21 protein-coding genes are annotated in these 24,661 nt (G+C 74.3%); 3 read left to right on the top strand and 18 right to left on the bottom strand.

Annotation, left to right across the window (positions count from 1 at the left end; all coding sequences use genetic code 11):
- Positions 1-233: 233 nt before the first annotated feature.
- From BM064_RS14185 to BM064_RS28085, 3 genes are all read right to left on the bottom strand, one after another.
- Positions 234-3,692, bottom strand: coding sequence for a chromosome segregation SMC family protein (locus BM064_RS14185; protein WP_092860453.1), 3,459 nt, complete (start codon positions 3,690-3,692; stop codon positions 234-236).
- Between the two features lie 222 nt (positions 3,693-3,914).
- The gene (locus BM064_RS14180; protein WP_092860452.1) at positions 3,915-4,538 is read right to left on the bottom strand and encodes a DsbA family protein; all 624 of its coding nucleotides are present in this window, start codon (positions 4,536-4,538) and stop codon (positions 3,915-3,917) included.
- Positions 4,539-4,667: 129 nt separating this feature from the next.
- A complete protein-coding gene (locus BM064_RS28085) occupies positions 4,668-5,423 on the bottom strand; it encodes a DUF721 domain-containing protein (protein ID WP_245779167.1) in 756 nt (251 codons plus the stop codon).
- Between the two features lie 90 nt (positions 5,424-5,513).
- On the opposite strand from BM064_RS28085, the gene mutY reads away from it, so the two are divergent.
- Positions 5,514-6,809, top strand: coding sequence for an A/G-specific adenine glycosylase (mutY, locus tag BM064_RS14170; protein ID WP_092860451.1), 1,296 nt, complete (start codon positions 5,514-5,516; stop codon positions 6,807-6,809).
- 116 nt (positions 6,810-6,925) lie between these two features.
- Complete coding sequence (locus BM064_RS14165) at positions 6,926-7,396, top strand: GFA family protein (RefSeq protein ID WP_092860450.1); 471 nt, start codon at positions 6,926-6,928, stop codon at positions 7,394-7,396.
- 7 nt (positions 7,397-7,403) lie between these two features.
- Here BM064_RS14165 and BM064_RS14160 read toward each other — a convergent pair whose 3' ends face one another.
- The 13 genes from BM064_RS14160 to BM064_RS14105 form a co-directional block, all read right to left on the bottom strand.
- Positions 7,404-7,805 carry a DUF805 domain-containing protein gene (locus BM064_RS14160; RefSeq protein WP_177236262.1) on the bottom strand — a complete coding sequence of 134 codons (402 nt, stop codon included), beginning with the start codon at positions 7,803-7,805 and terminating at the stop codon, positions 7,404-7,406.
- A 359-nt stretch (positions 7,806-8,164) separates the two neighbouring features.
- Positions 8,165-9,349, bottom strand: a complete 1,185-nt coding sequence (locus tag BM064_RS14155) for a site-specific DNA-methyltransferase (RefSeq protein WP_092860448.1) — start codon at positions 9,347-9,349, stop codon at positions 8,165-8,167.
- Between the two features lie 80 nt (positions 9,350-9,429).
- Positions 9,430-10,104 carry a ribonuclease HII gene (locus BM064_RS14150; RefSeq protein WP_245779166.1) on the bottom strand — a complete coding sequence of 225 codons (675 nt, stop codon included), beginning with the start codon at positions 10,102-10,104 and terminating at the stop codon, positions 9,430-9,432.
- Positions 10,105-10,264: 160 nt separating this feature from the next.
- Complete coding sequence (locus BM064_RS14145) at positions 10,265-11,404, bottom strand: PA0069 family radical SAM protein (protein WP_092860447.1); 1,140 nt, start codon at positions 11,402-11,404, stop codon at positions 10,265-10,267.
- Positions 11,405-11,487: 83 nt separating this feature from the next.
- Positions 11,488-11,811 (bottom strand): TraR/DksA family transcriptional regulator, encoded by a 324-nt coding sequence (locus tag BM064_RS14140; protein ID WP_092860446.1) that lies wholly within the window; start codon positions 11,809-11,811, stop codon positions 11,488-11,490.
- Positions 11,812-11,909: 98 nt separating this feature from the next.
- On the bottom strand, positions 11,910-13,154 hold the full coding sequence (locus BM064_RS14135; protein WP_092860445.1) for a winged helix-turn-helix domain-containing protein: 1,245 nt from the start codon (positions 13,152-13,154) through the stop codon (positions 11,910-11,912).
- Between the two features lie 56 nt (positions 13,155-13,210).
- Entirely contained in the window at positions 13,211-13,948 is a 738-nt protein-coding gene (locus BM064_RS14130) for a hypothetical protein (protein ID WP_092860444.1), read from the bottom strand.
- Positions 13,949-13,957: 9 nt separating this feature from the next.
- The gene (locus BM064_RS28360) at positions 13,958-14,083 is read right to left on the bottom strand and encodes a hypothetical protein (protein ID WP_281244865.1); all 126 of its coding nucleotides are present in this window, start codon (positions 14,081-14,083) and stop codon (positions 13,958-13,960) included.
- 117 nt (positions 14,084-14,200) lie between these two features.
- Positions 14,201-15,319, bottom strand: coding sequence for a calcium-binding protein (locus BM064_RS14125; protein ID WP_092860443.1), 1,119 nt, complete (start codon positions 15,317-15,319; stop codon positions 14,201-14,203).
- Positions 15,320-15,655: 336 nt separating this feature from the next.
- On the bottom strand, positions 15,656-16,267 hold the full coding sequence (locus tag BM064_RS14120; RefSeq protein ID WP_177236261.1) for a PEP-CTERM sorting domain-containing protein: 612 nt from the start codon (positions 16,265-16,267) through the stop codon (positions 15,656-15,658).
- Between the two features lie 228 nt (positions 16,268-16,495).
- The gene (gene rpoD, locus BM064_RS14115; RefSeq protein ID WP_092860441.1) at positions 16,496-18,511 is read right to left on the bottom strand and encodes an RNA polymerase sigma factor RpoD; all 2,016 of its coding nucleotides are present in this window, start codon (positions 18,509-18,511) and stop codon (positions 16,496-16,498) included.
- 116 nt (positions 18,512-18,627) lie between these two features.
- Positions 18,628-20,856 (bottom strand): DNA primase, encoded by a 2,229-nt coding sequence (gene dnaG / locus BM064_RS27790; protein ID WP_218161044.1) that lies wholly within the window; start codon positions 20,854-20,856, stop codon positions 18,628-18,630.
- A 185-nt stretch (positions 20,857-21,041) separates the two neighbouring features.
- Entirely contained in the window at positions 21,042-21,320 is a 279-nt protein-coding gene (locus tag BM064_RS14105) for a DUF3572 domain-containing protein (protein WP_092860440.1), read from the bottom strand.
- Between the two features lie 189 nt (positions 21,321-21,509).
- On the opposite strand from BM064_RS14105, the gene BM064_RS14100 reads away from it, so the two are divergent.
- Complete coding sequence (locus tag BM064_RS14100; protein WP_092860439.1) at positions 21,510-23,114, top strand: diguanylate cyclase; 1,605 nt, start codon at positions 21,510-21,512, stop codon at positions 23,112-23,114.
- A 220-nt stretch (positions 23,115-23,334) separates the two neighbouring features.
- On the opposite strand, the gene BM064_RS14095 is transcribed toward BM064_RS14100, so the two are convergent.
- Entirely contained in the window at positions 23,335-23,895 is a 561-nt protein-coding gene (locus BM064_RS14095; RefSeq protein WP_092860438.1) for a periplasmic heavy metal sensor, read from the bottom strand.
- The gene (locus BM064_RS14090; protein ID WP_143103332.1) at positions 23,892-24,539 is read right to left on the bottom strand and encodes a hypothetical protein; all 648 of its coding nucleotides are present in this window, start codon (positions 24,537-24,539) and stop codon (positions 23,892-23,894) included. The genes BM064_RS14095 and BM064_RS14090 overlap by 4 nt, the downstream gene beginning before the upstream one ends.
- Positions 24,540-24,661 lie beyond the last annotated feature (122 nt).

Below are 24,661 nucleotides of genomic sequence, written 5' to 3'. Positions count from 1 at the left end.
GCGGGATCGCGAGGATGGGCCCGCCCGAAGAGGGGCGGGCCGCCCCCCTGCCGAGGCTCCCGCCCGCCCACCCTGCCTCGCCAGGGGGGCGGGCGCGGACCGGCGACGACAGCCCCCCGCGCAGGCCGGGCCGGAGCGCGTCCGGACCCCGGGCGCGGCGGGGTGGGCGGGCGGGAGCCGCGCCCGGGGTCCGGACGCGCGGCTCGCGCAGCGTCCGCGGAAGGGGGCGAGACCTAGCCCACCAGCTCCTCGGCCCGCTCCAGGTCCACCGAGACCAGCTGGCTCACCCCCTGCTCGGCCATGGTCACGCCGAACAGGCGGTCCATGCGCGCCATGGTGACCGCGTGGTGGGTGATGCACAGGAACCGCGTCGCGGTGCGCTGGCGCATCTCGTCGAGCAGGTCGCAGAACCGGGTCACGTTGGCGTCGTCCAGCGGCGCGTCCACCTCGTCGAGCACGCAGATCGGGGAGGGGTTCGCGAGGAACACCGCGAAGATCAGCGACAGCGCCGTCAGCGTCTGCTCGCCGCCCGAGAGCAGCGACAGGGTCGAGAGCTTCTTGCCCGGCGGCATGCACATGATCTCGAGCCCAGCGTCCAGCGGGTCGTCGCTCTCCACCAGCACCAGGTTCGCGGTGCCGCCGCCGAAGAGCCGCGTGAACAGCTGCGTGAAGTTCGCGTTGACCTCCTCGAAGGCCGCCAGCAGGCGCTTGCGCCCTTCCGAGTTCAGGCTGGCGACGCCCTGGCGCAGCTTGGCGATGGCGGCCTCGAGATCGACCTTCTCGGCGTCGAGCGTGTCCTTCTCCCCCGCCAGCTCCTTCGCGTCCTCCTCGGCGCGCAGGTTCACCGCGCCCAGCGCATCGCGCTTGCGGCGCAGGTTGACGATGTCGATCTCGACGTCGCCGGCGGGGGGGCAGGCTTCGGCGTCGAGCTCCAGCTTCGCGGCCAGCGCGTCGGGCGTGCCGTCGGTCTCCTCCTCGATGCGCTCGGCGGCCTCCGCCACGCGGGCGGCGGCGGCCTCGGCCAGCGCCTCGACCCGGGCGCGGGCCTCGCGCGCCTCCGAGGCGGCGCGCTCGGCCTCGCGCTGGGCGGCGTCGGCGGCGCGCAGCGCGGCCTCGCCGGTCGCCAGCGCGTCGCCGGCGGCCTTGCAGCGCATCTCGCCCTTGGCGATCGATTCCATCAGCTCGAAGCGGCGCCGCTCCAGCTCGCCGGGGATCTCGCGGGCGCGGCCCAGCTCCTCGACCGTGTCCTCGATGCGGATCTCGAGCTCCGAGATCCGCTGCCCGGCCGTCTCCTTGCGGCGGTGCCAGCCGGCGCGCTCCTTGCCGATGTCGGCGAGCCGCTTTTCGCGCGCCTCGCCCTCCCGCCTGCGCTCCTGCTCGGCGGAGCGGGCGGCGAGCATGGCGGCGCGGGCGTCGGCGACGACGGTCTTGGCGGCTTCGGCGGCGGCGCGGGCCTCGTCGAGGTCCTCCAGCTCCGCCTGCATCTCTTCCGCTTCGACCATCGCCTCCTGCGCGGCCTCGGCCTCGCCACGACGGGCCTCCAGGCTGTCGGCGAGGGCGGCGTGGCGGGAGCGGCGCAGGTCCAGCTCGCCCTCGGCGCGGGTCAGGGTCTTTTCGGCTTCGGCCAGCGAGGAATCCGCCTGGCGGCGCGCGGCGCGGGCGGCGCCGTCGGCCTGGGTGGCGGCGGCGAGGCGGGCGCGGCTTTCCTCGTGGGCCTCGCGGGCGACGGCGAGGGTCTCTTCAGCCGCCTCCAGCTGTTCGCGCAGGGCGGCGAGGCGGTTGCGCTGCTGCAGCCGCAGGGCCGCGGCCGAGGGCGCGTCGGCGGCCGAGGCGCGGTAGCCGTCCCAGCGCCACAGGTCGCCCTCGGCGCTGACCAGCCGCTGGCCGGGGCGCAGCAGGGCCTGAAGACGGTGACCCTCGGCAGGGTCCGCGACCAGGCCGATGCGGGCGATGCGGCGGGCGAGGGCGGCAGGCGCGGTCACGTAGGCCGCGATCGGCTCGGCGCCCTCGGGCAGCGGTTCGGGGTCGTCCGCGTAGTCGGGGAGGGGGCGCCAGCCGGCGCCCGTCTCCTCGACTTCCGGCGCGCGCAGATCGTCGCCGAGCGCCGCGCCCAGGGCGGGCTCGTAGCCGGGCCGGACCTCGACGCGGTCGAGCATCTGGCCCTCGGCGCCCTTGTCGCGCGCCAGAAGGCGGTCGAGCGCGTCGGTCTCGGCCTTCACCGCGCCGGCCTCGGCCTGGGCGGAGGAGGCGGCGGCGCGGGTCTCGGATTCTTCCTGCTGGGCCTCGCCCCGCTCGGCCTCGGCGGCGGCGAGCGCTTCTTCCGCGGCCTCGGCGGCTTCGCGGGCGGCCTCGGCGCCGGTCTCGGCGGCCTCCAGCGCCTCCTCGGCGCGGGCGGCGGCGTCGGCCTCGGCCGCGAGGCCCTGTTCGGCGCGCAGCAGCTCCGCCTCGGCCTTGGCGCGCTGACCGCGGGCCTCTTCCATGCGGCGGGCGGCGGACTGGTGGCGGGCGGCGAGGCGGGCGGCGTCGCCGGTCAGGCGGTCGAGCTCGGTCTCCTCGAACTCCACCGCGACCGTGGCCGCGCGCGAGGTCTCGGCGGCCTCCGCCAGCCGGTCGGCCTGGCCGTCCTGCGCCTCCTTGAGCTGGGCTTCCTCCCAGTCGAGCCGCTCCACGCTCTCGTCGGCGTCGCGGCCCAGCGAGCTCTCGCGCTCCAGGTCGCGGTTGAGCTGCACGGCGCGGGCCTCGAGGCGCGCGATGTCGGAGGCGGCCTGGCGGATGCGCTCGTCGACCTGGTCGCGCTCGACCAGGGCGCGCTGCAGGATCGCGGCGGCGACGGCGTCCTCTTCGCGAAGCGGCGGCAGGGCCTCGTCGGCCTCGATGCGGGCGGCGGCGCGGGCGGCGGCCTCGGTCTGGGCGCGGGCGGCGAGCGCGGTGGCCTCGGTCAGGCGGCGCTGCGCCTCGGTCGCCTCGGCCCCGGCCTCGCGCCAGCGCAGCCACAGCAGCATCCCCTCGGCCCGGCGCAGCTCGGCCGCGATCTCGCGGTAGCGGGCGGCCTGGCGGGCCTGGCGCTGCAGCTGCCCCAACTGGTCGCCCAGTTTCTCGAGCACGTCGGAGACGCGGGTGAGGTTGTCCTCGGCGGCGCGCAGCTTCAGCTCCGCCTCGTGGCGGCGCTGGTAGAGGCCGCCGATGCCCGCGGCTTCTTCAAGGATCGCGCGGCGGGCCTTGGGCTTGGCGTTGATCAGCTCGGAGATCCGCCCCTGGCGCACCAGCGCCGGCGAATGCGCGCCGGTCGACGCGTCCGCGAACAGCATCTTCACGTCGCGGGCGCGGAGTTCTTTTCCGTTCAAACGGTAAGCCGACCCCGCGTCGCGGGTGATGCGGCGCGAAATCTCCAGGTCGTCGGCGTGGTTGAACTCGGCCGGCGCGGTGCGGTCGGCGTTGTCGATGCGGATCGCCACCTCGGCGTAGCTGCGCGCGGGGCGGGTCGAGGCGCCGGCGAAGATCACGTCCTCCATGTCGCCGCCGCGCATCGCCTTGGCCGAGGTCTCCCCCATCACCCAGCGCAGCGCCTCGAGCAGGTTGGACTTGCCGCAGCCGTTGGGGCCCACCACGCCGGTCAGGCCGGGGGCGATGACCAGCTCGGTCGGATCCACGAAGCTCTTGAAGCCCTGAAGGCGCAGCCGGGTGAAATGCATGGATCGCTCGGGGTCCCAGGGGCGCCGAGTCGCGCCCGGCCGATCCATGGAAGCCTGCGGGCTGCAGCCCTCAAGGTCAAGGGGACGCCCTCTGCATATAGCGAGAGGCCCCTAGCGTTACGCAAGATATGGGGACAATCCGGCCAAAGCTGCGCCCCCCGGAACGCAGGAGGCGGGCGTCCGGCCGGACGCCCGCCTCCCGTTGCGCCCCGAGGGCTGCGATCACATCTCGGCTTCGATGGCCTTGGCGAGGTTCTCGTAGCTGGGGTTCTCCACCTTCTCGTCGCCCACGATCAGGGTGGGGGTGCCGGTGAAGCGCGGATCCTCGCGATACTCCTGATACATGCCGACCAGGGCGCGCTGGGCGTCGGTGTCGGCGAGGCAGGCGTTCACCTGCTCCTCGGTCATGCCGCCCTGGCGGCCCATCTTGGCGAGCTCGGCGGGGATGTCGTCGGCGCGCGCCCAGCGGGACTGGCGGGTCAGGAACAGGTCGATGAAGCCGAAGTAGCGCTCGGGCCCGCCGCAGCGGGCGACCACGGCGGCCATCAGGCCGAAGCGGTCGAAATAGGCCTCGCGCACCTCGTAGGTGATCTTGCCGGTGTCGATGAAGTCCTTCTTGAGCTGCGGGAACACGTCGGCCTGGAAGGCCGCGCAGTGCGGACAGGTCAGCGAGACGTATTCGATCACATGCACCGGGGCGTCGGGCGAGCCCTCGGTCTGGATGCCCAGCAGAACGCCGCTCTCGGACGTCTCGACGGCGTCCTGGGCCCGGGCGGGGGCGCCCGAAGCCACGGCGGAGACGGCGAGCGCCGCCGCGGCGGCGGCGGCGAGGAGGATGCGTTTCATCGGCGGCCTTTCCTGTCGACCTTCGAACCTGCTCCGCCAGGGGAGACGGACCGTGCAGGTCATAGCGCGCCGGGGCCGCGGGCTCAAATCCCCCCGGGGGCGCGCGGAATCACGTTCTCGAAAGCGGGCTCAGTCCCGCGGCGCGCGCACCCGCCGGCCGAGCCGGGCGAGCGCCGCGCGCAGCCCCTCGTCCTCGACCTCGCCGATTCCGGGGACGGGCTCGGCGCCGGGGCGGTCGAAGGCGGCGGGCGCCTCGGCCATGCCGGGCGCCGGGCCGGCCAGCGCGTCGCGCGCGGCGGAGGAGAGGCGGCCCGCCTGCTGGATGCGCACCCGGGAGACGGCGCGATAGCCGTAATGGGCGTTCACCCGCTCGATGATCCGCGGGCCCTGCATCTCGACCTCGGCGGCGCGGGCGCCCTCGACCTCGAGGTAGAGGGTCGCGCCGAAGGAGGCGCCGGAATAGCCGATCTTCAGCGGCCGGCAGTGGGCCGAGAGCGCCTCGCCCGCGATCGCCACCCAGTCGGTGAGGATGCGGGTCTCGGCGAAGCCGCGCCTGGCCGAGACCTCGCGCACGGGGGCCGAGGTCAGCGAGCCCACCTGCAGGAAGCCCATCTCGCGCCGCTTGGGCGGGGGCGGGGCCTTGCGGGCGGCGTCCCTGGAGCGGGCGGCCTTGGCCGGCGCGGCGGCGCCGGCCCCGGAGGGCGAAGCGGCGGGGGCGTCCGGGCCGGCGGCCGCCGTCGCAGGAGCCTTGGCGGCAGGCCTGGCGGGCGCCTGGGGGCGCACGCCGCCCATCGGGCCCGAACGCGCGCCCGGACGCCGCACGCGGCCCGCGCCGTAGCCTGGCCGCTTGCCTCCGCCGCCGTCCTTGTCGAGGGTGTCGACCATGTCCGCGCTCCGTGCCAGAACCGCCCCAGCCTGCCTGCTTCGCCATGCCCTGCCTAGGGGCTCCGTCGCCTCCCGTCAGGAGAGCCGGCGATGAGCCGCGCCCCCCGGCCCGCCGGCCCTGCGCGCCCCGCGGGCCCCCGCCGGCCCGCGCGCCCCGGCCGCGCCGAGGCGCAGGCGACGCCCGCCGTCGCCGCCTCCGTGCCGCCGCCTCCGCCCGAGGCCGCCGCCGCGCCGAAGCCCCGCCGCGGCCGGCCCGCGGGGCCGAAGCCCGCGGCGCCGGCGCCCGGGCCGCAGACGCCGCAGGACGCCGCGATCTCGGCCGAGCTGCTGGGCTGGTACGACCGCCACGCCCGCGCCCTGCCCTGGCGGGTGTCTCCCGCCGACCGGGCGGCGGGCGTCCTGCCCGATCCCTACCGGGTGTGGCTGTCGGAGATCATGCTCCAGCAGACCACGGTGCCCCACGCAGCCCCCTATTTCCTGCGCTTCACCCAGGCCTGGCCGACGGTGAGCGACCTCGCCGCCGCGCCGGACGCCGAGGTGATGGCCGCCTGGGCGGGGCTCGGCTACTACGCCCGCGCCCGCAACCTGCTGCGCTGCGCCCGCGCCGTGGCGCAGGAGCACGACGGCCGTTTCCCGGACCGGGAGGAGGCGCTGCTCGCCCTGCCCGGCCTCGGCCCCTATACCGCCGCCGCCGTCGCCGCCATCGCCTTCGACCGGCCCGCCGCGGTGATGGACGGCAACGTGGAGCGCGTGGTCTCGCGCCTGTTCGCGGTCGAGACGCCGCTGCCCGCCTCGAAGCCCGAGCTGCGCGTCCTGACCGCGCGCCTGACCCCGCAGGCGCGGCCCGGCGACCACGCCCAGGCGATGATGGATCTCGGCGCCATGATCTGCACGCCGCGCTCGCCCGCCTGCGGCATCTGCCCCCTGCGCGAGCCCTGCGCCGCCCGCGCCGCCGGCCTCGCCGAGACCCTGCCCCGCAAGGCGCCCAAGGCCGCCAAGCCCACCCGGCGCGGCACGGTGTTCGTGGCGCTCTCGCCCTCGGGCGCGCTGCTGCTGGAGACGCGGCCCGACAAGGGCCTGCTCGGCGGCATGCCCGGCCTGCCCGGCACCGCCTGGGACCGGCGCGGCGCGGGGGAGGAGGCGCCCTCGGCGGCCGAGGTCGCCGCAGCCGCGCCGCTCGCCGCCGAGTGGCGGCGGATCCCCGCCCAGGCCCGCCACGTGTTCACCCATTTCCAACTGATCCTCGACATCATGGTCGCAACGACGGCGGAGGAGTCCCGGCCTGCGCGCGGGTCCTTCGTCCCTCGGGCCCGCGCGCAGGCCGACCGCCTGCCGACGGTGATGAAGAAGGCGCTGCTGCTGGGCCTGTCGGCGCTGGAGGACTGAGGGCGAGGAGAGGGACGGGGGAGCGGGCGGCGCTTCGCGAACGAAGCGCGAACTTCCCGCTTGCGCGACTCGCGCGCGGAGGCGATTCTCCCGGCTCCACGCCCGGAGATCGCCCGATGACCGCCCATGCCGGCCGCTGCACCTGCGGCCACGTCCGCTACCGCCTTCTGGCGGACCCGATGATCGTGCACTGCTGCCACTGCACCTGGTGCCGGCGGGAGACCGGCTCGGCCTTCGTGCTCAACGCGGTGATCGAAACCTCGGCGGTCGAGATCGAGGCCGGCGCGGTGGAGACCGTGCTCACCCCATCGGCCAGCGGCGCCGGCCAGCGGATCGACCGCTGCCCCACCTGCCGCACCGCGGTGTGGAGCGTCTACGCCGGCGCCGGCCCCGCGATCCGCTTCGTGCGCGTGGGCACGCTGGACGAGGCCGGGCGGTTCCCGCCCGACGTCCACATCTTCGCCGCGAGCGCCCTGCCCTGGCTGAGCCTGCCCACGCCGGGCTCGCGGGTCTTCGACGCCTTCTACGCGTTCGAGGACGTCTGGCGGCCCGAGGCCCTGGCCCGCCGCCGCGCGGCGCGGGGCTGAGCCCCGCTCAGGTCCGCTGCAGCCCGAAGACCGAGGAGCCGTAGCGGTTGTCGCGCGTCGAGGTCGGCCGCGTCAGCAGCCACAGCAGGTAGAGGTTGCCCAGCACCGGCACGAAGCCCGCCAGCAGCAGCCAGCCCGGCTTGCCCACGTCGTGCAGGCGGCGGCTGGAGACGGCCAGCGTCGGCAGCGCCAGCAGCGCGACGGTCAGCGCGCTCAGCGGGTGGCCGGCGCGCATCGAGAACATCTCGAAGCCCAGCAACGGGGCGCTGACGATATTGTCGACGAGCACCATCGCCACCAGCGCGAGGGCGACGAAGAGGCACCACCACCAGTACTCGTGGCGCCCGGCCCGGCCCCGGAACTCGGCGAAGTTGGAGAAGACGTTCGAGATGGCGTAACTGAACTTCATGGCGAGACACCGTGTCAGGAAACGCGAGGACGCCGCCCGCGACGCGAGGGGAACCACGGGGCGACGCTGAACTTTGCCGGAAAGTAGACACATTTCGCTGCGGCGCCGCAATAGAGACGTAAGCGGTTGAATTGTCACGCCTCCTGTTGGTTGCGTGACATAAACGCCCTCGCTCCGCAGTTGTCGCCAAGGCGGCGACAGGGCCATCGCGCGCGTCTGCGCCACAGTCTCGCCACAGAGGCCCGGACGTCTCCTGACCGGCGACAGGCGAACGCGCGGAGCGAAACGCGAACGGCCCCGGGCGGGGCGCCCGGGGCCGTTCGGATCTCGACGGAAGGGGTCGGCGGGCGCCCCCGGGATCAGGCCTCGACCTCGGCCAGGATCTGCTGGCGCAGCCAGTCGATGGGCACCAGCGCGCCGTCCTTCTCGAAATGCCAGAAGGTCCAGCCGTTGCAGCTCGGCGCCCCCTGCACCGCGGCGCCGACCTGGTGGATCGAGCCGGTGGTCCCGTCCGCGGACAGCGTCGCGTCCGCCCGCAGCTTGGCCTTGCGCCGGCCGTCGGCCGAGGTCAGGACCATGCCCGGGCGCAGCATCCCCCGCTCGACCACCTGGCCGAAGGGGATCCGCGGCGCGGCGCGGCGCGAGCGCGTGGTCTGCAGCGCCTCCATGTCGTAGGGCTTCACCTCGGCGATGCGCTTGGCGGCGGCGGTGCGGTAGCCCTCCTCCCGCTCGATCCCGATCCAGGCGCGGCCCAGGCGGCGCGCGGCGGCGCCGGTGGTGCCCGAGCCGAAGAACGGGTCCAGGATCACGTCGCCCGGCTGAGTGGCGCCCAGGATGATGCGGTGGAGCAGCGCCTCGGGCTTCTGGGTCGGGTGCACCTTGCGGCCCGCCTCGTCCTTCAGCCGCTCGCCGCCCGAGCAGATCGGCAGCACCCAGTCGGAGCGCATCTGCACGCCGTCGTTGAGGCTTTTGAGCGCCTCGTAGTTGAAGGTGTACTTGCCGCCCTCGTCCCGCGCCGCCCAGATCAGCGTCTCATGGGCGTTGGTGAACCGGCGGCCGCGGAAGTTCGGCATCGGGTTCGACTTGCGCCAGACGATGTCGTTGAGGATCCAGAAGCCTTCGTCCTGCAGCGCGGCGCCGACCCGGAAGATGTTGTGATAGCTGCCGATCACCCACATCGTCCCGCCCGGCTTCAGGACCCGGCGCGCGGCCTTCAGCCAGGCGCGCGAGAAACGGTCGTAGGCCGAGAACCCGTCGAAGCGGTCCCAGGCGTCGTCCACCGCGTCGACCTTGGAGTTGTCGGGCCGGTGCAGGTCGCCGCGCAGCTGCAGGTTGTAGGGCGGGTCGGCGAAGATCATGTCCACCGAGCCCTCGGGCATGGCGTTCATCCGCTCGACGCAATCGCCCGACAGGATCTGGTTCAGCGGCAGCGCCTGGGCGCCGACGACGCGCGACCGCGGCGCCTTGCGGGGCCGCGCGGCGGCGGCCGGGCGAACGGTCTTCGCGTCGCGCGGGACGACGGTCTGGCTGGTCTCGGCCGGCATGTCGCGGCTCCCTCTGTTTCGAACCCTTGGTGCGAATCAGGTATGCGGGAAACACGAATCGGGGTCAATATCCTTTCGAATCAGCGCGTTGCGCGAGACTCTTCAAGCAAGATGTTGTGTATGGGTTTGAAGGAACGCCGATGATGTGGGGTGACCCCCAAGCGCTTGAGGGCATCGGCATGGGCCGCGGTCCCATATCCGCGGTTGCTTTCCCATCCGTAACCCGGGTGCTCCAGCGCCAGGCGGTCCATCTCCGCGTCCCGCGCGACCTTGGCCAGGATCGAGGCGGCGGCGACGCTGAAGCTCCTGGCGTCGCCCTTCACCAGCCACTCCCCGGGCTGCCTGAGCCCCCGCGGCAGGCGGCGCCCGTCGACGATCACCCAGGCCGGTTCCACCCCCAGCGCCGCGATCGCCCGCACCATCGCCAGATCCGCCGCCGGTCCCAGCCCCAGCTCGTCGATCTCCGCCACCGAGGCCGCCCCCACCCCGCAGGTCGCGCCCTCCAGCAGCGCCGCGGCCAGCGCTTCGCGCCGCCGGGCGCTCAGGGCCTTGGAATCCGCCAGCCCCTCCGGCACGGCCGCCGGGTCGAGGATCGCGGCGCCGGCGTAGACCGGGCCCGCCCAGGGTCCGCGGCCCGCCTCGTCGACCCCGCAGACCAGGGCGCCCGCGCCCAGCCGCTCCCGCGCCGCCGTCTCGAAGGCGCCGTCGGCGACGATCTTCGGCTCGCGCATATGGGGAAGGGAGATCTTGGCCATGGGTCCTCCGCGCCTCTGGGGAGGCGGAGAATGCCCAAGCCGGAGCCGAAGGTCACCCCGCGACCCCGGCGACAAAGCCGCCGCGCGCCCCGTCGGGAGGGGGGCGGGGGTGGGCGGGCGGGAGCCCCCTGCCGGCGGGGCGCGCGGCGGCGCTCCGCCCTCAGAGGTCGAGCGCGAGCTGATCCCCCCGCCGCTCCGGCCGCCGGAACAGGTCGCAGCGCAGCGCCGGCAGCTCGCGATCCAGGCCGTAGCGTTTCGCCGCCCCGCGGAATCGCCGCCGCAGCAGGTCGGCCCAGACCCCCTGCCCCGACAGCCGCCGCCCGAAGGCCGCGTCGTAGTCGCGCCCGCCGTGGATCTCGCGCACCCGGCCCATCACCCGCTGGGCCGCGTCGGGGCGATGCTCCTCCAGCCACTCCACGAACAGGTCGCGCACCTCGCGCGGCAGCCGCAGCACGATGTAGCCGGCCGAGCGCGCGCCGGACTGCGCGCAGGCCTCCAGGATCCGCTCCAGCTCGTGGTCGGTCAGCGCCGGGATCACCGGCGCCACCATCACCCCCGTCGGCACCCCCGCCCGGGCCAGCGCCGCGATGGCGCGCAGGCGGGCCTGGGGGCTGGCGGCCCGCGGCTCCAGCGTGCGGCTCAGGCGATGGTCGAGCGTGGTCACCGACAGATACACCCGCGCCAGCCCCTGCCGCCCCATCTCGCCCAGGATGTCGAGGTCCCGAGTCACCCCCGCCCCCTTGGTCACGATCGAGACCGGGTGGCGGTGCGCGCGCAGCACCTCGAGGATCCTGCGGGTCACCCTGCGGTCCCGCTCCAGCGGCTGGTAGGGGTCGGTGTTGGTGCCCATCGCCATCGGCCGGCAGGCATAGCCCGTCGCCCGCAGCTCCTGGGCCAGACGCTCGGGCGCGTCGGGCTTGACCAGAATCCGGGTCTCGAAGTCGAGCCCCGGGGACATGCCCAGCCAGGCGTGCGTCGGCCGCGCGAAGCAGTAGACGCAGCCGTGCTCGCAGCCCCGGTAGGGGTTCACCGAGCGGTCGAAGGGCAGGTCCGGAGAGGTGTTGCGCGCGATCACGCTGCGGGAATGGTCCAGCAGCACCTCGGTGCGCAGGGGGGCCTCGTCCTCCTCCCGCTCCCAGCCGTCGTCGGCGGGGGCGCGGGTCTCGCGCTCGTAGCGGCCCACGCGGTTGGTGCCCGCGCCCCGCCCGCGCCTGCGGGCGGCGTCCACGGGCGCGCGCTCGGCGAAGCCGTAGCCGCCGGGGTCGGGGGGGAGCTCGAACGGTTCGAAAAGGTCTTCCATGGGACTCGCGCCTCCTGGGGACAGGATGGCGCGAGGGCGCGAACATTACAAGAACATCCGACGGCGGCGCGCCGCCGCGCCGCTCAGGTCCTGGCGGCGCAGGCGGTGCAGAGCGCGGCGTGGGGCACCAGCGCCAGGCGCTTCTCGTCGATCGCCTCGCCGCAGTCCACGCAGGCGCCGAAGGTCCCCTGGGCGACCCGGTCGAGGGCGGCGCGGATCTGGCGGATCTCGTTCAGCCCGGCGGCCCCCAGCTCCTCCAGCACCTCGTCGTTGCCGCGCTCGGTCGCGCGATCCTCGAAGTCGGCGACAGGGGTCGCGTCGAGGTCGGTCTCGATCCGGCGCAGCCGCGCCTCCAGCTCCGCGAGGCGCGTTTCGAGCACGCTCTTGAAATGCGGGACGTGGATCATGGCGGGTCTCCCTTGCGCACGGGCCGCGGCTCCTCTTCCGGCGAGGGCCGGCCCGGGATCCGTCTAGCCCCTCCGCGCGGGGGCGACCTTGACCGGGATCAACCGGAGACGGTTTCCGCAGCGGGCTCCGGCGGGTGGCCGGCCGGGCGCAGCCAGCCGTCGAGGAAGACCGCCTCCTCGCAGCCGGCGAAGCGGGCCATGCGGGACAGCTCCGCCTCCAGCCGCGCCATGCGGCCCTTGCCGAAGGCGACGCCCGCCTCGGGCCACAGGGCCGAGACCTCGAGCCGCCCTTCGCGCCGCTTCATGTCGATGCGTCCCACCAGCCGGTCCCCCTCCAGCAGCGGGAACACATAGTAGCCCCAGCGCCGCCGCGGGGCGGGGACGTAGATCTCGATGCGGTAGTGGAAGCCGAACAGCCGCTCCGCCCGCTTGCGGTCGCGCAGCGCCGGGTCGAAGGGCGACAGCGCCCGCAGCCGCCCCGGCGGCGGCGGGGCGGCGGCCGCGGCCTCGTCGATCCCAGGCCAGGCGAAGGCCCGGCGCGGCGAGCCGGAGGCGGTCTCGATCTCCACCTCCTCGATCTCGCCGGCGGCGAGGCGGGCCACGCACCAGTCCCGCGCCTCGGCGGGCGCCACCGTCTCCCAGAAGGCCGCGATCTCGCCCGAGGTCGCGAAGCCCAGCCGGTCGAGCGCGCCGCGGCAGGCCCAGTCGATCGTCTCCTCGCGGTCGGGGTGGCGGTCGAAATGCTCGGCCGGGATCACCCGCTCGGCCAGGTCGAAGCGCTTCTGGAAGCCGGAGCGCGAGCAGACCGCAAGCTCGCCCGAGCGCCACAGGTATTCCACCGCGGTCTTGGAGGGGGTCCAGGACCACATCTCGCCGGTGCGCGCCTCGTCCGCGCCCTCCATGTCGCGGGCCTGGGCGGGGCCGTGGCGGCGGATGTGCTCCAGCACGTCGTCGAAGCGGTGGGCGAAGTCGCCCTGCCAGTTGCGATACGCGGCCGCCAGCCGCTCGCGATCCCGGGCGAAGCGGGGGCGCCAGTGGGGGAAGAACTCGGACGGGATCAGCGAGGCGTCGTGGGTCCAGTGCTCGAACAGCGCCCGGTCGCGCTCCAGCAGGGGCGCGAGGTGCCGGGGACGGTAGGAGCGTCTGCGCGCCGCGAGGATCATGTGGTGGGCGCGCTCGACGGTGGCGATCGAGTCCACCTGCACGAAGCCCAGGCGGCGGATCAACTCCATCAGCCCGGCCTTGCCGGGAACCTCCGGCCCGGGGTCGGAGAGGGCATGGCGGTGCAGGAACAGGCGGCGGGCGTCGGCGTTGGTCAGCCGCGGTCGGGCAGGCTCGGTCATGGCCGCATCCCGCCCCGGCCGGCGCGCAGGGTCAACCCGAATCCGGCGCGGCCCGCTCAGTCCATGACGGCGGCTGTCACCCGGTCGCTGGGCCGCTCCTCGATCACCCGCAGCAGGCGGCGCAGGGTCACGTCCCAGGGCAGTCGGTCCTGCTCCTCGCAGGTGGCGCTCGCCGCGGCCTCGGCGGCGGCGGTGTATTCGAGGCCGCAGGCCTCGAAGCTGGTCTTCGGCACGAAGTTCGCCGCCCGCGCGAAGCGGAGCGCGATCACCCGCTCGTCCGCCTCGCCCGCATGACGCTCGGAGAGGGTGGCGAGCGTGGTGCAGATCTTCTCCCGCCGGCTGATGCGGCGGGCCATCTCGCAGGTGCAGTCCTGGGTGACGAAGGCGGCGATGGCCGAGGCCGAGGACAGCTCCTCGTAGGCGCCGCGGAAGGCGATCTGGTCGGGGGGCGAGGCCTCGGCCTCCGCCACGCCCAGGGTGCTCGCCCAGGCCCAGAACTTGGTGAAGGTCGGCAGCTCGCGGCCCAGGTCGTTGACGTAGATCGCGTCGATCCGGGCCTGGCGGCGCAGCTCCTGCGTCACCGAGAGGCCGCAGATCGCCTCCACCCGCAGCCCGTCGGGCGAGACCGCCACCAGGTCCCCCGCCACGGCGAAGGAGGCGCCCGAGGCGCCGCGGTCGAGCTCGAAATAGGCGTAGATGTCAGGTTTCGAGATGTTGGTCGCCACGTGGTAGAGATAGGCGATCCCGATCAGGACCGCGACCAGGGCGAGGCGGACGCTCCAGGTCTTGGGCATGACGCGTCCTCACTTCGCGCAGCACGCCCCCCCGCAGGGGACGTGCGTGTCGGGGCAGCTCGGCGCCGTCGTCTGCGCGACGGCGCCGCCCCAGCCCAGCGCAAGCGCGGTGAAAAGGCCCAGCGCGAATGGCATGTCGCGTCCTTTCCGAAGCCGGGAAGGCGAACTTGACGCAACGTTCATAACATCCAACGCCTGTCCCCGAGATGAAGAGGCCCGCCCGCCTCCCGGGCGGCCGGGCCCCCGGGGCGCTCAGAGGATGAAATCGCCCCTCGAGATGTCGGCGATCTCCAGCCCTTCCAGCAGCACCGTGCCGCCGCGCTGGCCCTCGAGGTCGATCAGCACGCCGTCGTCTGTGTCCTCCATCAGCTTGTTCTTCAGCGGCTTCCAGCGCAGGTCGAAGGCGCTCAGGTCCACGTGGTCCTCGCCGTGGACGAGGTCGCGGATCTCGTCGTCGCCGTTGCGGCGGGCGATGACGAAGACGTCCGCGTCGGCGTTGCCGATCAGCTCGTCGTCGCCCTTGCGGCCGTGGATCTCGTCGGCGCCGTCGCCGCCGAAGACCAGGTCGTCGTTCCCGCCGCCGCGCAGCACGTCGTCGCCGCCCTCGCCCTGGATGCGCCCGTCGACTTCCGAGCGGCGGCCGCCGACGTAGACGTCCGCCCCGTCGCCCAGGCGCACGTCGCCGTCGACGTCGCCGCGGTTGCGCAGCACGTCGTCGTGCTGGGCGAGCTGGACCGCCGCTTCGTCGCCGGCGATCAGGCCGCGGTTGACGACCAGCGAGCCGGCGGGGGCGACGGCGATCGCGATCCCGTGCCCGCCGGCGCCGCCGATGATCTCGCCGCTGTTGAACAGGCGGTCGAAGACCACCTCGACGCCGCCCAGCGCGTCCACGTCGCCCAGGATCAGGCCGGTGTTGATCAGCCCGACCCCCACGGCCGAGGTCAGGTAGAGCCCCTCCTGCTGCATCCCCTGCAGCAGGCCGGTGTTGAGGATCGAGCCGCCGTCCCAGTCCTGCAGGAAGGCGCCCCAGTTTCCGGTCACCTCCCCCGCGTTCTGCAGCACCGAGTTCGAGCCGAGCATGTAGATCGACGAGTTGCCGGGAACGTTGAGCGAGCGCACCACGCCCGTCTCCCCGATCACCAGGCGGTTGTCGCCCTCGCCCAGGGCGTCGTCGCCCAGGATGATCGCGTTGCCGCCGCCCGAGATCAGGGCGCCGTCGATCGTCACCTCATGCCCGTTGGCGTCGCCGGCGTCGCCGACCACGGACGCCTGGTTGGGCACGGCGACGGTCACGTCGCGCGGAATATAGAGCCGGTCGCCGTCGCTCAGTTCGATCTGGGCGCCGCCGTCGGTGGCAAGAATGAAGGCCATGATGTCGCTCCTGCGCGCGGAGCGGACGAGCTCGGCGCGGCACGCTTCCCCAAGTCGCGCGCCGGCCTGCGGAGGCTCCGGGCGCGGACGCCCCGACCTCTCCCCATCGTCCCGCCGGCGCGGACGCTTCCCCCCCGGGGACAGCCTCGCGCCTGCAACGACGTTGCGTCAAGCGAAGCGGACAGGCGGGTCAGGCGGGGTTCATCCCGCCCACGGACGGAAGCGACGGCGCAGGGTTTCCGAGCCCGCGTGCCACGGGTTGCGGAGCGCGCCTTCGCCGTGGGTTGCGGAGCGCGCCTTCGCCATGGGTTGCGGAGCGCGCCTTCGCGCGGGGCCTCAGCCGCGCCGGCGGCGCAGCAGCAGCCCGCCCAGCGCCAGGCCCGCGCCCAGCATCGGCAGCGTGGCCGGGATCGGCACCGCCGAGGCGGCGGAGCTCTGCGAGAAGGTGTAGCTGGGGGTGACCGAGACGGGGTCGGGCGCGGTCTGGCTCAGCACCTGGCCGGTCGAGAAGGTGACCTCCATGGTCGCGTTCACGCTGCCGGCGTTGTTCCAGAACACGGTGTTGTAGTTGACCGTGTCGTTGAACGAATCCGGATCGACGTCGGCCACCATCGAGAACTCCTCCAGCGGATCGAAGCCGGTGAAGGAGAGGACGAACTCGTCGGTACGCGCGCCGCCGTTGGCGGTGTCGCCCACGTCGATCGTCGCCAGGTGGCTGGCGACCGGCGAGTAGGAAAAGCTGCTGACGTAATCGAAGTTGTAGCCGTCGGCCTGGCCGACGGTGAACCGGAAGCCGGTGATCTGCGCCGTGTCCGACGTGTTCGTCAGGGTGAAGCCGGGCAGGTTGGTGTTGGTGCCGATCTCCAGCGTGTAGCCGACGACGAGCGCCATCGCCGGCTGCGCGCCAAGCGCCAGCGATGCGCCGAGGGCGATCGATGCGAGTTTCATGAAGTCCCCCCAGGGGCCGAACAGCGCCCCCGCGATTTCCCCTCGCGACGGCCGACGACGCGCCCGACGCCGCGGGCGATGCATACGCTTGCGGCAGGATGCTACCTGATTCGATCTGACCTAGCGACAATCTCGTCGAGGCCGGGCCTGGAATCCGTTCCGCCCTGCAAAAGCACGGGGCCGGCGGAAGGTTCCGCCGGCCCCGGGTCGTCGTCGCTGGGACGAGGTTCAGCTGTCGAGGAAGCTGCGCAGCCGGCGCGAGCGCGACGGATGCTTGAGCTTGCGCAGCGCCTTCGCCTCGATCTGGCGGATGCGCTCGCGGGTCACCGAGAACTGCTGGCCGACCTCCTCGAGGGTGTGGTCGGTGTTCATGCCGATGCCGAAGCGCATGCGCAGCACGCGCTCCTCGCGCGGGGTGAGCGAGGCGAGGACCCGGGTGGTGGTGTCCTTGAGGTTCGCCTGGATCGCGCTGTCGAGCGGCAGGACCGCGTTCTTGTCCTCGATGAAATCGCCGAGCTGGGAATCCTCCTCGTCGCCGATCGGCGTTTCGAGGGAGATCGGCTCCTTGGCGATCTTCATCACCTTGCGCACCTTCTCCAGCGGCATCTGGAGTTTCGCGGCCAGCTCCTCGGGCGTCGGCTCGCGGCCGATCTCGTGGAGCATCTGGCGACCCGTGCGGACCAGCTTGTTGATGGTCTCTATCATGTGCACGGGGATGCGGATGGTCCGCGCCTGGTCGGCGATCGAGCGGGTGATCGCCTGCCGGATCCACCAGGTGGCGTAGGTCGAGAACTTGTAGCCGCGCCGGTACTCGAACTTGTCCACGGCCTTCATCAGGCCGATGTTGCCCTCCTGGATCAGGTCCAGGAACTGCAGGCCGCGGTTCGTGTACTTCTTGGCGATGGAGATCACGAGACGCAGGTTCGCCTCGACCATCTCCTTCTTGGCCTGCCGCGCTTCCTTCTCGCCCTTCTGGACGGTCTGGACGATGCGGCGGAACTCCGGGATGTCGACGCCGACGTGGTGGCCGATCTGGCCGATCTCGGCGCGGACCTCCTCGACGCGCTCGCCGTATTTCTCGGCGAACACGGCCCAGCCCTTGCCCTTTAGCTTGCCCACGCGCTCGACCCACATCGGATCGAGCTCGCTGTCGCGGTATTCCTGGATGAACTCGCGGCGGTCGACCCGCGCGAGGTCGGCCATCTTCACCAGCTGGCCTTCCAGCGTCATCAGGCGGCGGTTGATGCCGTAGAGCTGGTCGACCAGCGCCTCGATGCGGTTGTTGTGGAAGTGCAGCTCGTTGACGAGGATCACGATCTCGGAGCGCAGGCGCTGGTATTCCAGCTCCTCATGGGCGGAGAAGTGCTTGCTCTCCGACAGCGCGGCGCCGATGCGCGAGGTCTGCATCTCGCGCAGGCGCACGTAGTCCTCGGCGATGCGGTCGAGCTTGGCGAGCACGTCGGGCTTCAGCGCCGCTTCCATCGCGGCGAGGGACAGGTTCGCCTGCTCCTCCTCCTCGTCGGACTCGTCGGCCTCGACGCGGGGGGCGGGCTCGTCGTCCTCCTCGCCGTCGGAGACCGATTTCGCGGCCTCCTGCGGCTCGGCGCGGGCGGCGGCCTCGGGGCCGGCCTGCACCTCGGCGACGGCGTCCTCGCCCTCGGCCTCGGCGACCACGTCCTCGGCTTCCTCGTCCATCGAGGCGCCGAAGGTGGTCTCGAGGTCGATCACGTCGCGCAGCATGATGCGCTCTTCGACGAGCTCGTCGCGCCAGATGGTGATCGCCTGGAAGGTCAGCGGGCTTTCGCACAGGCCCGAGATCATCGTGCCGCGGCCGGCCTCGATGCGCTTGGCGATCGCGATCTCGCCCTCGCGCGAGAGCAGCTCGACCGAGCCCATCTCGCGCAGGTACATGCGCACCGGGTCGTCGGTGCGGTCGAGGCTCTCGCTCGTGCTCTGGGTCGGGACGACCTCCTTGGATTCCTCCTTGGCCTCCTCGACCTCGGCCTCCTCCTCCTCGACGACGTTCACGCCCATCTCCGAGAGAAGGGACATCACGTCTTCGATCTGTTCCGAACTGACCTGCTCAGGCGGAAGAACGCGGTTGAGCTCCTCGTACGTAATGAAGCCCTTGGCCTTGGCGGCGGCGATCATTTTCTTCACCGCGGCCTGGCTCATGTCGAGCATCGGCCCCGCGCTTTCGGCCTGTTCCTCTTCCTTGGAGTCGTCGACGTCTTTCGCAGCCATTCAAATCCTCCAGGGCGTCGCCCCCAGCCCGCGGGCGAATCACCTACTGACGCACCCGCGCCGTCCTGCTCAGTTCCGATATAGGCGATTCGGCCCCCGAATCACCATGCCCGGCGCTAGTTTCGCCGCCTGGGCCCTTTTCGCCACGGCTCGCGTTCGATGAACGCGCGCAGCCGCTGCGAGAGCTGATCGTCTCCCTCCGCGGAGCCGCCCTCGCCGCCGAGTCCCCGGCGCAGGGCTTCTTCCCGTTCGCGGGAGACATAGGCGAGGCGATGGGCGATTTCATCGACCGTGTCGAGGGAAATCTCCGCGATCGCGGCCTTTCCCTCCTCCCTGGCGGAGAGATGTCCCGCGTGGTGGTGGATCGCCTCGGTCAGCGCCGCGGCGGCCAGCTCCGAGGCCGCCTCCGGCCCCAGCGCCCGGGTCAGCGCCAGCGGCCCGGCCGAGAGCGCCGCGCGCGGGTCGCCGTTCATCTTCGCCTCCGCCGCCCGCGACAGCGCGGCGCGGGGGGTCTCGGTCTCCAGCGCCTCGGGCAGCGCGTCGAGCAGTGCGTCGCGCAGCCGCGCTAGGACGGGGTCCGTGAAGGGCATCTCGCGCAGCGCGTCCTCGTGGCGCTCGGCCGCCTCGGGGTGGTTGAGCACGCCCCACAGGATCACGCTCTCGCGGATCCGGGACTGCGCCTCGGCCGAGGCCGCCAGCGCGCTGGCCAGCGCCTCGGGCGAGGGGCCCTCCGCGAAGCCCTGCGCGAAGCCGCCGCCGCGCCCGCCGCGCGGGAACCGCCGCCCGCCGCCGCGGCCCTGGAAGCCGCCCTGAAAGCCGCCCTGGCGCGGGCCGCCCTGCCCGGCCGAGGCCGGCCCGCCGCCCTGGAACGCGCGGCCCTGGCGCCCGCTCTGGGGCGGCGCGTCGTCGGGGGGGAGGTCGTAGCCGGGATCGGGCGCATAGGCGCCGTAGTCCGGCCCGGGGTCCTCGGCGAAGGCGGCGGCGTAGTCGGGGGCGAGATCGGGGGCGAAATCGGGAACCGGCCCCGCCTCCGCCCGCGGCGTCGCGGGCCGGCCGAACAGCGCGTCGCGCCGCTCGCGCATCGCCTCGGCGTAGTGGCGGCGCAGGTTGCGGTCCTCGATCCTACGCAGCATCAGCCCCAGGTCGCGGTCGAGCGCCGCGCGCCGCTCGGGGCTGTCGAGATCGCGCCCCTCGGTCGTCGCGCGCCACAGCATCTCCACCAGCGGCAGGGCCGCGTCGATCACCAACTGCATGGCGGGCGCGCCCTCGGCGCGGATCAGGTCGTCGGGGTCCTTGCCCGGCGGCAGCAGGGCGAAGCGCAGGCTGCGCCCCGGCCCGATCAGCGGCAGCGCGAGATCCGCGAGCCGGCGCGCCGCGCGCAGGCCGGCCGCGTCGCCGTCGAGCGCCACCACCGGCTCGTCCGCGATCTTCCACAGCATCTGCAGCTGGTCGGCGGTCACCGCGGTTCCCAGCGGCGCGACCGCCCCCTCGAAGCCCGCGGCCACCAGCGCGATCACGTCCATGTAGCCCTCGGCCGCGATCAGCGCCGCGCCCTTGCCGGCGGCCTCCCGCGCGGGGCCGTGGTTGAACAGGCTCCGGCCCTTGTCGAAAAGCTCCGTCTCCGGCCCGTTGAGGTACTTCGCCCGCGCCTCCGGGCTCAGCGCCCGGCCGCCGAAGCTGATGCAGCGGCCGCGCGCGTCGCGGATCGGGAACATGATGCGGCCGCGGAAGCGGTCGAAGGGGCGCGCGCCGCGCCGGTCGCCCTCCTCGGGGCGGATCAGCATGCCCGCGCGCACCAGCATCTCGGCGTCGACGCCCTTGGCGGCCATCGCCTCCATGAGCCCGCCGCGCTCGTCGGGGGCGAAGCCGATCTCGAAGCGCTTCTGCTCCGCCTCGCCCAGGCCCCGGGTCTTGAGGTAGGCGCGCGCGTGCTCGGCCTTCGCGGTGCGAAGCTGCATGCGGAAATGCTGAACGCACTGCTCCATCACCTCGGCGAGGCCGCGCTTGGCCTCCGCCCGCTTCGCCTCGGCCGGGTCGCGGGCGGGCATCTGCATGCCCGCCATCTGGGCCAGCGCCTCGACGGCCTCCATGAAGCCCAGGTTCTCCGCCTCGCGCAGGAAGGTGATGTGGTCGCCCTTCGCCTGGCAGCCGAAGCAGTAATAGAACCCCTCGCGATCCTTCACGTGGAAGGAGGCGGTCTTCTCCTGGTGGAAGGGGCACGGGGCCCAGTAGTCGCCCTTGGCGGCGTTGGTCTTGCCCCGCTCCCACGACACTTTCCGCCCGACCAGCGAGGCCAGGCTGACGCGGTCGCGCAGCTCGTCGATGAATCCGGGCGGAAGAGACATGGCCCCATTCTCGGCCCCCCGCCCCGAGTCGACAAGCGCCCCCGCGCCGATCGGGCGCGCGGGGCGAAGGCGCCGCGGCCGCGCGCCTCACGCGCCCCCATGGCGCCACGCCGCCGGGAGGCGGGCGGCCGGGCGGGCGACGGCGCCCCGAAGGGGGGCCGAGTCCCGTCCCGGCCGCCCCCCGCTCAGGTCCAGTTGGGGACCTCGCCCCCGGGCAGCGTCGCGCGCGCGCGCATCGGCCGGTCGAACGGCAGGCCGTTCTCCTGGCAGAAGTCGATCAGCAGCGTCTCGTCCTGCAGCAGGAAATCGAGCACGAAGCCCAGGAACTCCGGCTCCGCGGCCCGCGCGCGCAGGTCCTCGGGGCTCAGGCCGGCGGCGGCCATGAACACCGTCAGCTCCTCGGGCCGCGAGGCCAGGAAGCCCAGCGCGGCCATCGCCACGCGCTCCGCCGCCTCGGGCGTCATCGAGGGACCGCCGGAGCGGCGGCCGCGCGGAGAGTCGGGCGGGACGGAAACCGGCAGCGGATCTTCATGACGTCGGGGCCTCGGCAATGTTCCGTTAACGCTTCTCAACCAGACTTCTCGCGCGCGGCCCCCGGACGCGCAAGTCATGGCGCATCGGCGCCGTCCCGTTCCCGGTCGTGAAAGGCTCCCATGCCCGGTCGAATCCTGATCGCCGGCGGCCCCGCCGTGCAGGCCCACCGCCTGGCGGAGCGTCTGTCCGACGCCTTCCTCGCGGTGCGCGCCGGCGCCGACGGGCGCGCCGCCCTCGCCCATGCGCTGGCGCACGAACCGGACCTGGTGATCGCCGACGCCCGCGCCGGCGGCCTGCCCGGCCTCGCGCTGTGCCGGGCGCTGAAGGGCGACGCCGCCCTCCAGCACGTGCCGTTGCTGATCGCGGGGAGCGGGCTCGCCCCCGGCGACCGCCTCGCCGCGCTCGAGGCGGGGGCCGACGACGTGCTCGCCCTGCCGGTCGACGACGGCCCCCTGCTCGCGCGCCTGCGCAACCTGCTGCGGGTGAAGGCGATGGTCGACGAGCTGCGCGCGCGCGAACGCACGGCCCGCTCGCTGGGCCTGGTCCTCGCCCCGCCGGGGGAGGATCCGGCCGGCCCCGACATCGCCGCCGCCCCCGGCGACCTGCTGCTGGTGCGCGGCGACGCGGCCGCGCGGCGACGCGGGGCCCAGCTCGCCGCCGGGCTCGGCTTCACGGTGCGCCGCGCCGCCGACGGCCGCACGGCGCTGGAGATGGTCGACGCCGCCCCGCCCGAGCTGGTGCTGATCGAGCCCGACCCCGACCGCGCGGAGGAGGTCGAGGCCGCCCTGCGCCTGGTCGCTGCCCTGCGCGCGCGCCCCGCGGCGCGCCAGGCCGGGGTGCTCGCCGCCCTGCCCGCGGCGGCGGCGGCGACCGCGCTCGACCTCGGCGCCAGCGACTGCGTGGCGGCGCCCGCGGACCTCGCCGAACTCGGGGCCCGCCTGCGCACCCAGCTTCGGCGCAAGCGCTGCTCGGACCGGCTGCGCGACGCGGTGCGCCAGGGGCTGGAGATGGCGGTGACCGACCCGCTGACCGGCCTCTTCAACCGCCGCTACGCCGAAACCCACCTCGCCGCGATGATCGCCCAGTGCGCCGCGGCCGGGCAGCCGCTGTCGCTGATGCTGCTCGATCTCGACCGCTTCAAGCAGATCAACGACCGCCACGGCCATCCCGCCGGCGACGCGGTGCTGCGCGGCTTCGCGGCCCGCCTGCGCGCGGCCGTGCGCGGCGTCGACCTCGTGGCGCGGATCGGGGGGGAGGAGTTCTGCGTGGCCCTGCCCGGCGCCGACGCCGCCGAGGCCCGCGGCGTGGCCGAGCGGGTGCGCGCCGCCGTCGCGGCCGAGCCCTTCCCCGCGCCCGAGGGTCCGCCGGTGCCCGTCACCGTCTCGATCGGCGTGGCGGTGGCCCAGGCGGGGGCCGCGGCGCGCGAGCCGGTCCTCGCCCCCCCGGCCGCCCCCCCGGCCCTGCGCCCCTGCCCCGAGGCGCCGCCCTGCGTCGCCGGCATGGCCGAGGCCCGGGCGGCCTTCCAGCGCCCGCCCGCGCCCCGCCTCGCCGGGGCCTGCGTCGGCGCGGCGGGCCTCGCCCTCGCCGCCATCCCCGACGCCGCCCCGCATGCGCCCGGGGGAGCGGTCGACTTCGGCGCCTCGCGGCTGATGGCCCTCGCCGACGCCGCGCTCTACCGCAGCAAGTCCCAGGGGCGCGACCGGGTCTCGTTCGCCCCGTTCTGAACGGCGCCGGTCCGAGCGGGGCCCGGATGGCGGGGACGGGTCGGGCGGGGGCGATCCCCGCCTCCCCGTCGACCCGCGGGCGGCGAAGGCTGCGGCGCGGGTCGCGGCCGAAGGACGGAACGCGAACCGCCCGCCGGTTAGGAACGGGCGGGCGGCGCGAAACGGGCGGGGCGAAACGAGCAGGGCGAAACGGGCGGGGCGAAACGGGCGCGGCGGGGGATCAGTCGGCGGGGCGGCCGGCCTCGTCGGTCTCGTTCCAGCGCCCATGGGCGCCCCTGCGGCGCCGCTCGCGCAGCGCCTCGGCGATCTCGGCGCGGGTCTCGGCGGTCAGGCCCGAGGCGACCTCGACCAGCAGGCCGTCGGCCACGTCGCGGCTGCGCCGCTCGGCCGCGCGGGCCTCGCTCAGCGCCGCCGCCAGCGCGGCGGCGTCGAAGGGCTGCGCCTCCATCGCCACGGCGATGCGCGCGCGGGCGGCGTCGCGGGCGCGGGCCAGCTCGCGCATCTCGCCGCGGCGGTCGTGGATGCGCGTGCGCGCATCCTCGCGCGCCGCCTCGGGCAGCGCGCGCACCATCCGCCACAGCGTCACCCGGTCGAAGCCGGAGGGCATCTCGCCCTCGGGCGGGCCGCCGTGGCGCAGGAACGCGCCCCCGGCGGCGCCCAGCAGCAGCAGGTTCACGCACACCGAGACCGCCAGCGCCCAGGCCACCCAGCGCCGCCGGCGCGGCGGGGTGGAGGCGGGCGGCGGCGCGCCGCCGGCGGCCTCGACGTCCACGGCGCTCATCGCACGCTCTCCGCGTCGGGGAAGGCGTCGTCGCTCAACAGCTCGACATCCAGCAGCGAGATCTCGTAGGCCGCCTCGTACTGGTCCATGGCCAGCGCCGCGAAGCCCTGCGAGAGCGGGTCGTCGCCCACGTAGCCCAGCGTCACCCCCAGCAGGGCCGAGGCGGCGAAAGCCGCCGGCGCCCCAAGCCGCGCGAGCGCGCCGAAGACGCGCGAACGGGCCCCGGGGCGCGCGGTCATGCGCGCGGCCGGGCGGCCGCGGCGCGCATCGGCGACCGGCAGGCGCCCGGGCGCGGCCGAGAGCACCGCGGCTGCGGCCCCGGCGGGCAGCGCCGCCTCGGCGTCGGCCGCCATGCGCGCGAAGAGGGCGTCGGGGAGCGGCGGCGCCTCGGCCGCCCAGGCCTCCAGCGCCGCGTCGAGGGCCGCGGCCTCGGCCAGCGCCGCGGCCGCGGCGGCGGGTTCGGCCTTGCGGAAGGCCAGGGCGGCGGGGCGCAGGTCCCCGGGCCAGGTCCCGATGTCGGGGCCATGCGCCAGCGCGTGGTCGTGGAAGGCCGCCGCCGACGGCAGGGCCGCGCGCCCGGAGCCGGGCGCAGCCTCGCGGCCCGCGGGGCCGAAGTTCATCCTGTCCGCATCCCTGCGCGTCATCGCGCCGTCCTCCTTGGCCGGGGCGGCGCCCCGGCGTCGTTCATCTCTTGCACGCGCCGGGGCGCGGGTTCCGTCGCCCGCTCCCGGATCCCGGGGCGGGCCTGTCTTCGCGCCGCCGGGCG

The organism is Albimonas pacifica (assembly GCF_900113695.1).
GTDB lineage: Bacteria > Pseudomonadota > Alphaproteobacteria > Rhodobacterales > Rhodobacteraceae > Albimonas > Albimonas pacifica.
Note: the sequence above shows the minus strand (reverse complement) of the source record. Positions and strands in the feature narration are given on the sequence as shown.